The sequence below is a fragment of the Fontibacter flavus genome, from assembly GCF_042432905.1.
In the GTDB taxonomy this organism is placed as follows: domain Bacteria; phylum Bacteroidota; class Bacteroidia; order Cytophagales; family Cyclobacteriaceae; genus Fontibacter; species Fontibacter flavus.
The window spans coordinates 1-13,205 of record NZ_JBHLWI010000053.1 but is presented as its reverse complement, the minus strand read 5'-3'; the positions used below and the strand labels follow the sequence as shown (position 1 = coordinate 13,205).

10 protein-coding genes are annotated in these 13,205 nt (G+C 38.1%); 7 read left to right on the top strand and 3 right to left on the bottom strand.

The window, feature by feature from the left end:
* The first annotated feature begins 6 nt into the window (after positions 1-6).
* The 6 genes from ACFFIP_RS17130 to ACFFIP_RS17105 all read left to right on the top strand — a co-directional run bounded on the left by ACFFIP_RS17130 (position 7) and on the right by ACFFIP_RS17105 (position 6,393).
* Entirely contained in the window at positions 7-414 is a 408-nt protein-coding gene (locus tag ACFFIP_RS17130; protein WP_382388963.1) for a DUF4332 domain-containing protein, read from the top strand.
* Between the two features lie 105 nt (positions 415-519).
* The gene (locus ACFFIP_RS17125; protein WP_382388962.1) at positions 520-1,539 is read left to right on the top strand and encodes an alpha/beta fold hydrolase; all 1,020 of its coding nucleotides are present in this window, start codon (positions 520-522) and stop codon (positions 1,537-1,539) included.
* Complete coding sequence (locus ACFFIP_RS17120; RefSeq protein WP_382388961.1) at positions 1,529-2,779, top strand: DNA recombination protein RmuC; 1,251 nt, start codon at positions 1,529-1,531, stop codon at positions 2,777-2,779. The genes ACFFIP_RS17125 and ACFFIP_RS17120 overlap by 11 nt, the downstream gene beginning before the upstream one ends.
* A 49-nt stretch (positions 2,780-2,828) precedes the next feature.
* Positions 2,829-3,488: a tetratricopeptide repeat protein gene (locus ACFFIP_RS17115; RefSeq protein WP_382388960.1), complete on the top strand. Its 660-nt coding sequence runs from the start codon at positions 2,829-2,831 to the stop codon at positions 3,486-3,488.
* Between the two features lie 107 nt (positions 3,489-3,595).
* On the top strand, positions 3,596-4,936 hold the full coding sequence (gene trkA / locus ACFFIP_RS17110; RefSeq protein ID WP_382388959.1) for a Trk system potassium transporter TrkA: 1,341 nt from the start codon (positions 3,596-3,598) through the stop codon (positions 4,934-4,936).
* Between the two features lie 5 nt (positions 4,937-4,941).
* A complete protein-coding gene (locus ACFFIP_RS17105) occupies positions 4,942-6,393 on the top strand; it encodes a TrkH family potassium uptake protein (RefSeq protein WP_382388957.1) in 1,452 nt (483 codons plus the stop codon).
* Here the strand turns inward: ACFFIP_RS17105 and ACFFIP_RS17100 are convergent.
* The 3 genes from ACFFIP_RS17100 to ACFFIP_RS17090 all read right to left on the bottom strand — a co-directional run bounded on the left by ACFFIP_RS17100 (position 6,390) and on the right by ACFFIP_RS17090 (position 12,424).
* On the bottom strand, positions 6,390-8,318 hold the full coding sequence (locus tag ACFFIP_RS17100) for a tetratricopeptide repeat-containing sensor histidine kinase (protein ID WP_382388955.1): 1,929 nt from the start codon (positions 8,316-8,318) through the stop codon (positions 6,390-6,392). The genes ACFFIP_RS17105 and ACFFIP_RS17100 overlap by 4 nt on opposite strands.
* A gap of 73 nt (positions 8,319-8,391) precedes the next feature.
* A complete protein-coding gene (locus ACFFIP_RS17095) occupies positions 8,392-10,842 on the bottom strand; it encodes a ligase-associated DNA damage response DEXH box helicase (protein WP_382388954.1) in 2,451 nt (816 codons plus the stop codon).
* On the bottom strand, positions 10,832-12,424 hold the full coding sequence (locus ACFFIP_RS17090) for an ATP-dependent DNA ligase (RefSeq protein ID WP_382388953.1): 1,593 nt from the start codon (positions 12,422-12,424) through the stop codon (positions 10,832-10,834). Before ACFFIP_RS17090 ends, ACFFIP_RS17095 begins: the two co-directional genes overlap by 11 nt.
* A gap of 154 nt (positions 12,425-12,578) precedes the next feature.
* Here ACFFIP_RS17090 and ACFFIP_RS17085 point away from each other — a divergent pair, with 154 nt between their 5' ends.
* On the top strand, positions 12,579-13,064 hold the full coding sequence (locus ACFFIP_RS17085) for a hypothetical protein (protein ID WP_382388952.1): 486 nt from the start codon (positions 12,579-12,581) through the stop codon (positions 13,062-13,064).
* Positions 13,065-13,205 lie beyond the last annotated feature (141 nt).

Genomic DNA, 13,205 nt, shown 5'->3' with positions numbered 1-13,205 from the left:
ATTCTTATGGCAAAAACAATCACCATGATCGAAGGTATCGGTCCAGTTAACAAAGAAAAATTGTCAGCAGCTGGCATTAAAACAGTTGAACATTTATTACAAAAAGGAGGCAGTAAAAAAGGAAGAAAAGAAATTGCTGAAACCTGCGGTATAGGTGAGGGTGTTATTTTGGATTGGGTGAATATGGCAGATCTTTTTAGAATTAAAGGGGTTGCCAGTCAGTTTGCAGAATTGTTAAAAGCAACTGGTGTGGATACAGTTAAGGAATTAAAGATGAGAAATCCAGAAAATCTTCACAAAATGCTGACAGAAACCAACGCCCAGAAAAAACTGACGAGGGTAGTACCGGCATTGACGCAAGTGACCAACTTTATTGAGCAGGCGAAAAGTCTGGAACCAATGGTAACGCATTAAGGCATCCTACAAAAATCAAAAAACCTGAATGTGGCTTACATTCAGGTTTTTTTTTGAATTGAACTCAACAATAGGGAGTGTTTTTATTTTGAATTATATTCGGTCATGAAAATCATTTTATTAGTTATACTTAAAGCTGTTTTGATCTTTCTTTTCCTATTGATAGGGATATTGGTTTTATCTTATAGATCTGATTTGGATGCAGAGGGGCTTGTCAATAAATACAGTGATGAATATTCACATTTCCTAGAAATAGACAGTGTCAGAGTTCATGTAAAAGTAAAAGGTGAAGGGGAACCGATTTTTCTTATCCATGGCAGTTTTTCCTCCTTACATACTTGGGAAGCTTGGGAGAAAGAATTAAGCCCCTATTTTATGACCATATCCATGGATTTGCCAGGTCATGGTCTTACCGGTCCAGATCCTAAAATGAGGTATGGAATAGAAGACTATGCTTCCCTAGTTTTTAAAATTGCAGATCAATTGGGCATAGGGGAATTTCATGTAGCTGGCAACAGCATGGGAGGGGGAGTTGCTTTGAAAATGGCCTCCGATCAACCGGATAGGATATTGACCTTGAATCTAATTGATTCATCTGGAGCAAATCTTAGGTTGGATCAAGATAAAAAAAATAAAACTCCTCAAAATAACAGTTCTGTGGCTTTGATTTTTAAAATTGCCAACCATCCAATTCTGAATAAACTGATGTTAAAATGTACACCTGAGTTTGTTTTTAAACTTAACCTCAAACAGGTTTATTACGATGACTCAAAAATAAGAGAAGACCAGGTAAGAAGATATTATGAATTGATGAGAAGGGAAGGTAACAGGAAAGCAACTCTTAACAGACTGACAACAAGAAAGCCATATCAGGTGGAATTTAGTCAGATCAATATGCCAGTATTGATCATGTGGGGAGCACAGGATCAATGGATTCCTTTAAGTCAGGGTGAAAAACTTGCCAGTATGATCCCTGACTCAATTCTTAAAGTTTTTGATCAGGCAGGACATGTCCCAATGGAAGAAATCCCGACGAAATCTGTCGCAGAATATCTGTCTTTTCTAGGCATTCAAATGGACGTGGATTATCTTTCCCCTCCAAAATTCTTCAGTTATGCCTATTGATCAAATTCTTCTTATTTTTCTTTCAGTACAGTTTACTCTGATCGTGTATTTGGTTTTCCTACTTAAGAATAAAAGTGATAATTCTGAAAAAATGGATCAAGAATTGGCTGCATTTAGGACTGCGGTGGAAACTCAAATGCAGTCCAACAGAACAGAAATCAATCAGGGCTTATTGCAACAGTTTGCCTTGGTATTCGAATCCTTGCGGGCCAATGCCAAAGATCAAGCTGAGGTGCTGAAAGATTTTGGTCAGCTGTTCAGGAGCAATGTTCAGGAATTTAATGAACTACAGCGGGAGAAATTTCAGGAGCTTGTCAATAAACAGGAAAGGATGTTGGCCTCTACAGAGGAGAGACTCGATAAGATGAGGGAAACTGTTGACGAAAAATTACAGAAAACCCTTGAAGCTCGATTAGGGCATTCATTCGAATTGGTGAGCAAACAACTATTGGCTGTGCAGAAAGGGCTAGGAGAGATGCAAACATTGGCCACAGGTGTGGGTGATTTGAAACGGGTTTTGAGTAATGTCAAAAGCAGGGGAATCTTAGGAGAGTATCAGCTCCAGGGAATTTTGGAAAATGTGTTGTCTCCGGAGCAATACGCATATAATGTCCCTGTTAGAAAAGGAAATAATGAAAGGGTAGAATATGCTGTAAAAATGCCTGGAAGTATGGAAAATGAGCCGGTATACCTTCCCATTGATGCTAAGTTTCCACAGGAAACCTATTACAGGTTATTGGATTCTTATGATACTGGAGATAAGGTTTTGATTGAGAATGCCAGGCAGGAATTGTTCAAGGCGATCCGAAAGGCTGCTCAGGATATCAGTAACAAATACCTGCATCCTCCTTACACCACGGATTTTGGTCTATTATTTTTACCCATGGAGAGTTTATACGCAGAAGTCGTAAGAGATCCCATTCTGGCCCAATCCCTACAAAAAGATTATAAGATAGTAGTCACAGGCCCGACTACTTTGGCCGCAATGCTGAATAGCCTTCAAATGGGATTCAGAACCTTAGCCATTCAGCAGAGGAGTTCTGAAGTTTGGAAAGTTTTAGGAGCGGTGAAAGCAGAATTTTCTAAATTTGGAGACCTGATCAGCAAGGCTCAGAAGAAAATCTCAGAGGCGCATAATGATTTGGATTCACTAGTTGGCACAAGAACAAGAGTAATCCAAAGGAAGTTAAAGGAAGTGGAAGAATTACCAGAGGAAGAAAGCCGAAAATTGCTTGAATGAATTGCTTCTTGAAATCACATGATCTATTTTGCTTAAAAAAATGAATGAAATGAAATATCTTTCTTCAGTATTTTTCTTATTCATCAGTTTTTTGACTTTCGGTCAAGATGTCTATGATGTGGAGATTGAGGTAAGGGAAAACTCTATCGTGATCAACAATACTGCAGTAAGTATGATTGCGGAGGGCAATTATAAATCAGCTGTCAGGATTTTAGAAAAAGTCATTGTAGATGACCCATCTTTCCATTCTGCCTATCTCAATTATTATAGAGCAGGAAGTAATGTGGATGAGGCGAAGGATAAAGTCATAGAGACTTTAAGAAGCGGCTTGAAGATTTTTAAAGAAGATGATGAAATGGCCTATTATTTGGGCAATATCCTCCAAAGGGAAAAAAGATTGGATGAAGCCATACAGGCATATTCAGATGCAATAGCTTACAGTAAAATAAATGGGGAAGATTATCCATTGGTTTGGGCATATTATTTCAATAGGGCTAATTGCTATTTAAAAAGCAATCAGCATGCAAAAGCTATCCCTGATTATGATTATGCCTTGATTTTAAGTCCTGAAAACGCTGATATTTTGACAAACAGAGGATTTTGCCATTATAAAACAAATAACAACGGCAAAGCTTGTGCAGATTGGCAAAAAGCTTCAAGCCTTGGAAGTACGACTACGAGTAGATATATTCAGACCTATTGCCAATAAAATTTTGACAATAATTTTGGGCATACTGTTAAAACATCCTACCTTTTGGCCATAATGGTTAGTTTCAGTATTTACCATTGATTTTCAATGTATTATAAATAGCGAATATGAACATCGTCATAGCAGGTGCAGGAGATATGGGATACCATTTGGCTGAGCAGCTTAGTTACGAAAATCAGGATATTATTTTAATAGATGTGGATAAGGATGTCTTGGATAATGCATCTTCGCATCTTGATGTCATGACAGTATTGGGTGATTCCACTTCATTGGAAGTATTGAAAAATGCCAATGTCAAAGATGCCAGTATGTTCATGGCAGTGACTACATCCGAAAAAACCAATATTGTAGCTGCTGTATTGGCCAAACAGCTTGGAGCTAAAAGAGTAATTGCCAGAGTAAGAAATCATGACTATTTGATACCTGAACATGACGTTTACTTTAAAAACCTTGGCATTGACAATATTATTTCTCCCACAATGCTTTGTAGTGGGGAAATCTATCGGATGATCAAGAATTCAACATTTACGGATGTATTTGAATTTGAAGGAGGTAAACTCAATGTAGTGGGAATAACCCTGGATCAATACTGTTCTTTGGTCAATAAAAAAATTGCAGATATGAGGAATGATTCTCTTTTTGAGGATATCCGGATTATCGCCATTGTCAGGGACCAAATGACCATTATTCCTAGAGGGAATACTATTATTAGGAACAATGATCACGTATTTTTCATATCCAATAAGAAAGCTGTTTCTTCGATAATAGAGCTTCTAGGCCAGCAAATGGTCAAAATCTCAAATGTAATGATCATCGGTGGCGATGACATGGCATTGACCACAGCATTGAAACTTGAAAATGAATACCGGGTAACCTTGGTGCACAAGGACAAAGAGCGTTGCAAGTGGCTTTCTGAACGGTTGAACAACACTTTGGTCATAAACGGTGATTATAAAAATATTGACCTCCTGATTGAAGAAGGATTGGAGCAGATGGAGGCATTTATTTCTTTGACTGAATCATCAGAAACGAATATTATTACTTCTCTTACAGCCAAAAATCATGGGGTGTACAAAACCATTGCCCATGTGGATACAAGGGAGTATATTCACATTTCTCACAGTATTGGCGTGGATTCTTTGATCAATAAGAAGCTTGTCGCCGCCAATCAAGTGACCCGATACCTCAGAAAAGGAACAGTTGAAGCTGTGTCCGGTATATATGGTGTAGATGCGGAAATTATTCAATATGTAATCACAAAGAACAACAGGGTTACCAAAAACTCCCTGAAGGATTTACATTTTCCAGATACCGCTATAGTCGCTGGTGTAATTAGGGGAGAAGAAGTCTATATACCTGATGGTGATTTTACCCTGCAAATGGATGATAAAGTTATCGTTCTGGCCCTGCCGGCAGCCAAAATCGCATTAGAAAAATTATTTCATTGAGTTAGATGATCCACTTTAAAGCCATCGGTAAAATCATGGGAGCATTGTTGATGCTCTTATCCCTTCTAATGTTACCGGGTGTAGGTTTTGCCCTTTATTTTGACAGTGGAGATGAAAGAGCTCTTCTTTTATCTGCTTTATCTTCTTTTACCGTAGGAGGGGTTTTGTTTTTTTCTTTTTCTAAGCAAGATCAAAATATTAGGAAAAGAGAAGGATACATGATTGTGTCATTAAGTTGGCTGCTGATGTCGATTTTTGGGATGTTGCCTTATATCTTAAGTGGTACGATTATCAACTTTAGTGATGCCATTTTTGAAACCATATCGGGTTTAACCACAACTGGTGCTACGGTCCTTCAAGATATTGAGTCAACTCCCAAAGGAGTTCTTTTTTGGAGGTCCATGACCCAATGGATCGGAGGTTTGGGTATTATCGTGTTGACAGTAGCCATCTTCCCGCTTTTGGGTATTGGTGGAATTGAACTCTTTGTTGCGGAATCTCCAGGACCTACTTCCGACAAACTTCACCCAAGAATAAGGGAGACAGCCAAAAGACTATGGTATGTCTATGTTGGACTGACTATCTTGGCAGGAGTTTTGTACTTAGTGGGTGGGATGACTTTTTATGATGCTATCAATCATGCCTTGACAACAATGGCTACCGGTGGTTTTTCAACGAAAAATGCCAGCATGGCTTATTACACCTCTCCCTTTATTCAGTATGTGGCAATTTTGTTTATGTTTCTTGCTGGAACAAACTTTACCGTCATCTACTTTGGTATAACGGGTAAATTTTCTAGGGTATGGAGATCAGATGAGTTTAAAGCTTATACAACTGTTCTTATTGTCTTAGCTGTTATTCTATCGTTTCCTGTCTATCATTATTCTGGCCAGGAAATTGAAAAATCTTTTAGGGACACTTTGTTTCAGGTAGTGTCTTTGATTACAACCACTGGCTTTGTGACTGCAGACTATACTTCCTACCATTCTGGTTTGACACTTTTGTTTTTTATGATGCTGTTTTTTGGAGCTTCAGCCGGGTCTACCAGTGGTGGAATCAAATTTGTGCGACACCTAACGTTTTTTAAGAATTCCTGGTTAGAATTTAAAAGGATTGTACATCCAAGGGCTGTGGTACCTTTAAAAATTAATGGGGATAGAGTTACCGGGAAAATTATTACCCACATAATGAATTTTCTGCTGATTTACCTGATGATTTTTACTTTTGGGTCAGTAGTCATAGCCATTATGGGGTATGATATAATGACCGCATTTGGGGCAGTAGCCACAAGTTTGGGAAATGTTGGACCAGCTATAGGAAGAGTCGGCCCTATGGATAACTTTGCCTTCTTCGATCCATTTTCCAAGATTTTCCTTTCCTTTTTAATGCTTTTGGGAAGGTTAGAATTATTTACAATCTTGGTTTTGTTCACCCCGTATTTTTGGAGGGCAAATTAGGCTTTGGGAATTTCGAAGTAAAAATCTGTACCCAATCCAAACTCACTTTCAACCCAAATAGAACCTTTATTGAACTCTACCAATTCCTTTGCAAGAAAAAGCCCAATTCCAGTTCCTGTTTCTAAATGGGTTCCAGGAGTCGTGAAAAATTCATTGGCAAAAATCTTATCAAGGTTTTCTTTCTTGATACCTACTCCCTGATCGCTTACTTTGATCAGCAGTTTATCTCCTTTATTAGATGCACTTACTGAAATCCTGTGGTTCTCTTTGGTGAATTTGAGTGAATTGGTCAACAAATTCCGAATGACCATCTCTATCATAGCCTTATCAGCATAAGCCATCGTGTCACCCTGAATTTCATTGATCAGCAATTGGCCTTTATAGTAACCTGAATGGTAGAGCATATCAATATTACATTGAATTAACTCCCTCAAATCGAATACTTTTTCATTTAACTCTAATCCTTTAAGCTGACTTCTGGACCATATGAGTAAATTCTCCAATAGGATTTTGTTATAACCGAGATTTTGGGAAATAATTGGGATATATTCTGAGAACTCTTCTTTGGTCAGGTTATCATCTTTGATCAGTTTGATAAGGCCTGTAAGTGAATTAAGAGGGCTTTTCAAATCATGTGCAAGAATCGAGAATATTTTATCCTTAACTTTATTGAGCTTGTCTAAATCCGATGCCTGATTTTCAATTTGCAGCTTTTGAACAGAAAGCTGTTTGTGGTTATGTTTTTCCCTTTTAAACGCCCAATAAGCAATAAAAAATGCAACACTGATAACCAGGACAAGAAAGATAAGACCATAAGTAAGATAAAGTTTAAATTTCTCATTTTGCGCTACAAGTGCTTTCTCCCGATTTAAAAATTCAATCTCCTCTTTTTGTTTTTGTATCGTCAGGCCAGCGAGGTAGATTTTTGTTTTCTCCTCTTTTATAACATTTCGTTCTTTTTGTAGCAACTCCTGATAAACTTTGGATTTTTCAAAATTTCCCAAATTAAAATAAACTTGGTTCATCATTTGATACACTGCAATCATGGATTCAGAAACTGGTTTTTCCTGATGAAGTAAATGTGCTTTTTCAGCATATTGAATGGCTTGGGTAATTTCACCACTCTTTACCTTTAATTCTACCAACTTTTCAAGGGCATTTACTGCTCTCACCTTGTCATTTACCAATCCATATTCATATAGTTTTAATATATCTTTTTCAGCCTCTCGGTAATTGCCCAAAGCGATCAAAAGATCTGCTTTGTTGAATTTGGAGACCATAACCTGACGTGTTTGACCAAGTTCCTCTCTTATTTTGATGGCCATATCAATTTTTTCCAAGGCTTCCTGATACCTTCCCAATTCTCCAAGTACCAAGCTTATACCTGTATAATTATAGCCTAATCCACTTTTATCGTCGATTTCCAAAAAATATTTTTCAGCTTGTTCATAATAATCCAAAGCCTCATCAAAATATTCCCTGTAATAATACATCTGACCAATGTTATTGAGAGAATGACCAATCTGTATGTTCTCTTTGGATTCCAGACTGAGTTGTAGGGCTTCTTCATAAAGTTTTAAAGCTTCTTCCTGAAGGTTCATATTTCGGTAATAAACCCCTAATCTATTGATGTTTTGAGCTTCAAGTTCTTTATTGCCCAAGATTCGGGACAACTCAATGGCTTCATGATAATATTTGAGTGCAGAATCAGAATAGTGAATTTCCTGCACAAGTAAGGACAACACATTCAACTTCGATTCTTCTGTATTTGCTTTTTGATACTGAATGTACAGACTATCTGCCTTATGCCGGTGAAGTTCTTCCTGAAAGGCCTTCGCTGGTAAACAAAAAATAAGGACTACGACAGTCGTTATTGTGGCTGTCTTAAGTAATTTCCATTTTGGGAAAAAATACGATGGAATCATTGTATGCTGGGAAAGGGTCAGATTGCATGACAAGTTAAAACTTTGATATTGAATAAAAAAAGCCCTTTTAAAGTTAATCAATCATTTGTGCTCTCATTTTGGCAATCCGGTCTTCCAATGACTCTGAAGACAATTGCGCCCTCAATCTGTCAACCATAATTGGAAAGGAAAATGGGGTGAACTGTCCCGGTGTTTTAAGCACAATTCTTTGTCTGTTAATTTTCCGGATAGCCTGAAGAATTTTATCCTTTTCCATTTGCATATCCAATACTTCCCTGTGTGCTTGTTGAAGCAATAAGTTATGGGGATCATATTCTTCAAAAACACCATACAAAATCCCGGAATTGGCCTGAAGATGTCTGAATTTTATGGGTTTTCCCGGATATCCCTGAAAAATCAATCCCGAAATTGTGGCAATATCCCTGAATTTTCTTTTAGTCATTTCGCTCTCATTGATGCAGGTAAGGATATCTTCTTCCAGGTTCATTTCTGAAAATACATCCTCTTCTAGAATCTCTTCAATTGGTATAGGTGAATCAGAAAGGAGCTCGAATCCATAATCGTTCATGGCGATGCTGAATGAAATAGGAAAGCTTACACTTATTCGATAAGCAACCAATGCCCCTAGAATTTCATGTACCATTCGCCCTTCAAAAGGGTAAAAGAAGATATGATGACCCTCTCGGGAAATATTTCTTTCAACCAAAAGTGTATGGTTATCAGGTATTAATGACAGCCTCTGCTGGAGATCCAAAAGAGGATGAATATAAGCCACTTCATCAGACTCGAAAATTCCTTTGGCAGCATTTTCCAAAATTTCCCTGATTTTACCTGCAAGCTTTGAAGTGAGTGAAATTCTTCCCCCCATGTATGATGGGGTATTATTACTTTTTTTGGTGGACAATTTGACAATAGCACTTAACTCCTTTATTGACACAAATTCCAAATTTCGACCTGAAAAGAAAAAACGGTCACCTGGTTTTAATTTTGAAAGGAAGTATTCCTCTATCATGCCAAGGTATGTGCCATTTTGAAATTTCACTTTTAGCATGGGATCACTGACTATAGTTCCCATGGAAAGCCGGTGCCTCATGGCCGTTTTCTTATTTTTTACTGTATAAACACCCTCTTCATTCAAACTGACTTTAGAAAACTCCTCATAGCCCGATAAAGAAGTGCCTCCTTCAGTTATAAATTTCATGATCCAGTCAAATTCTTCTTGGCTTAATTCATGGTATGAATAGCAGCTTTTAATCACCTGAAATATCAGCTCAGGTCTCAAACCATCTCCAACAGCTAAAGTGATCAAGAATTGTATCAGGACATCATAAGTAAGGGTAGGAGCATGTATGCTTTCCATCTCTTCCTTTTCTACCGCACTTCTCAGCGCTGCGGCCTCCAACAATTCCAATGAATGGGTGGGTACAAAATAAATCTTGCTTGGAAGTCCAGGCTGATGTCCTGCCCTGCCCGCTCTTTGGACAAATCTAGCGACTCCTTTGGGACTTCCAATTTGAATCACGGCATCAACCGGCCTAAAATCTACTCCCAAATCCAAAGAAGAAGTGCAGACGACCACTTTGAGTTTCCCTGCATTCAGCGCATTCTCTACCCAAGACCTAACACTCTGATCGAGAGAACCGTGGTGAAGCGCCACCAAGCCTGCCCAATCAGGTCTGATCGACATGATATGATGGTACCAGATCTCTGTCTGAGCCCGTGTATTGGTGAATATTAGCAAAGACTGATGTGCTTCAATTATGGGAATGATTTTATCAATCAGTTTCAGACCAAGATGACCTGACCAAGGATATTTCTCTAATTCATCAGGATAGACCGTATAAAGCTGGATATTTTTTTGAACATCTGCCCGAACCAAATGAACAGGCAGTTTATTGCCTAAAAGAATACGGCAGCTTTCTTCCAAATTTCCAATTGTGGCTGAGATTCCCCAAAGTCTAAAATTTTGTGGACAAATAGACTTAATATAAGCCAATGCAAGTTGGACTTGGACCCCCCTTTTATTACCCATTAACTCATGCCATTCATCGATAACAATCGCTTTTACATCTTTGAAAACCTTTTGGTTTTCTTTTTGGGCCAATAATATCTGAAGTGTCTCTGGTGTGGTTACCAGACATTCTGGGGGATTTCTCTTTTGTGCCTGCCGCTCTTTCGTATCTGTGTCTCCATTTCGGACAGCTACTTGCCAGGGTAATCCGATGCTTGTACATACTTCTTGCATCGCCTTTTGGATATCCAATGCCAATGCTCTCAAAGGCGTAACCCAAATCAATTGTGTTCCGTTTTTCCTTGGTTTTTGCCAATCGATGGGATGTTGACGGATATAGTCCAAAATTACCGGAAACCACAAAGCAAAAGTTTTTCCACTGCCAGTGGGGGCATTGAGCATACCTGATTTTCCCTGCAAAAAATCCTTCCATGTGTTGACCTGAAATTCAAATGGTTTCCAACCTTTTTCCTCAAAATATTGAAAAGCTATCGCAAGCTCTTTATGCTCCATAAACAGACAGTAATGCTTTTAAATCCTTCAACGTATTGGCTTCTTCAATAGGCTTGTCCACACGCCATCTTTGTATTCTTGGGAAACGCAATGCTATTCCTGATTTATGTCTTGGACTTTCCTGTATTCCTTCGAAAGCAATTTCGAAAACCAAAGCAGGTTTGACCGTCCTTACCGGTCCAAATCTTTCTACCGTATTTTGTTTGATATAATTGTCTACCGCCATGATTTCTGCATCTGTCAAGCCAGCATAGGCTTTGGCAAAAGGCACCAATTTATCCTCATCCCATACGGCCAAGGTATAATCCGTATAGAGGTTTGCCCTTCTTCCATGTCCTTTCTGGGCATAAAGCAGGACACCGTCTATGGTTAAAGGATCGATTTTCCATTTCCACCAGTTGCCTCTCTTTCTTCCAACCTCATAAGGTGAGTTTTTTCTCTTTAACATAAAACCTTCAGCCATCATAGATCTTGATTGCTGGTGCAATTTTGTCAATTCTTCCCAAGATTCTGACTCAATTATGGGTGATGCGATCAACTTTGGATGTGCTATTTCATCAATGACTACTTCAAGTCTTTTTCTTCTATGTTCAAGAGAATGATTCCTGATATCTGTTCCGTTTTCTTCCAGAATATCATATGCTATAAAACTGACGGGTGACTCTTCCAGAATTTTTTTACTTAGGTTTTTCCTGCCAATTCTTGTTTGCAATGAAGAAAAGGGCAGGGGTTTATCGTTCTTGAAAGCAATTATCTCCCCATCCAAAACAGTTCCTGAAGGAAAGTTAGATAGCATTTCAAGCAATTCAGGGAATTTTTCACTCATTAGCTCTTCACCTCTGGACCAAATAAATGACTCTTTTGATCTTTTGATAATTTGGCCTCTGATGCCATCCCACTTCCATTCTATTTGCCAATCCATTACCGGTCCCAGATTGGCAAATTGAAGATCCAGTGGATGTGCCAAATAAAAAGGGTAAGGTCGGGAAAGGTTATCGGTTTGATTTTTTGATAGGATTAAAGTATCAAAATCTACAGATAGGGGAGACCAGTCCCCCATTATCCTATGGGCTACTTCAGACTTCTCCATATCAAATACATCAGCAACAGCCTGCGTAATGAGATTTTGGCTGACCCCCACTCTAAAACCCCCGGTAATAATTTTGGTAAAGATAAACCGTTCTTCTCGACCTAAATTTCTCCATGCCTCGAGGATTTTTTCTTTTTTACTTTCCACTTCCATGTTTTCCATATCCATCAAATACCGTATCCAAAATGATAGCGGTTGGTCTTTGGTACCTTGGGACAAAGGTAAAAGGAGGGAAATCGTTTCTGCCAAATCACCTACAGTTTGGTAAGACTCTTCAAATAACCAATCCGGTATTCCGGACCATTCACAGCACCATTCTATCAATAACTTGGTATTTACTTGTCTTTTGGGACGCTTATGCGTAAAAAGTGCTATTGTCCATAATCTATCTTCTCCAGAGGCATTTTCAAAATATTGCCTAAGTGCTTCCATTTTGTCAGATGTTTTATTGCTCTGGTCAAGTTGGGTAAACAGTTCAGCAAAATGCTTCATATTTTTTTGGGAGGGAAATTCAATGTGACTTGATTCACTTTGAATGGAAAATAATTTAAGTAAATTTAAATTGGTAAAGAAAACTTAAATTCTTTTAAAGGCGTTTTAACAGTATAACACCACTACAATGAAAAAGTTAACAATCTTAATTCTAATGAGCCTAGTTCTTTTTTCCTGTCAGAAGGAAGAAGAAGAGGTTGCGCTACAAAATGAATTGACCTTCGCCTTGTATAAAGGTTCGGATTTTAATTATACAGGAAATGTCTCCGTTAGAGAATTACTGAATGGAGATTTGGAATTGACATTGGAATTAGCAGGGGAGAAAGATGTGCTTGAGTATTATTTTCCTGCCCATCTTCATTTTGGGGCCTATGATCAAATTGATTCCCCAATAGCCTATCTATTGAACCCTGTAGATATCAGAAGCTTGAAAAGTGTTACCGTTTTAGGAAACTTATCAGATGGAAGAAAATTAAGTTTTGAGGATTTCAAGTCCTTTGACGGACACATCAAAGTCCATTTGGCTGACTCCGGTCCTGAATATTTGGTTATTTTGAGTGTCGGGAATGTAGGTAAAAATGACAATTCTCCCGAAGCCTTCAAAATTGATAACATGACAATGTGTTCTCCATATTATTAAGAATAATGAGCATTCAAAAAAGGGGGTGTCCGAAAAGTCGAGACACCCTTTTTTTATTGTTGATCTTCTCTAAAATTATTATTTTAGAGTTGAACAAAATACAACAATGTCTAAGGTAGTTTTTAAAAATCAGACTGGCAA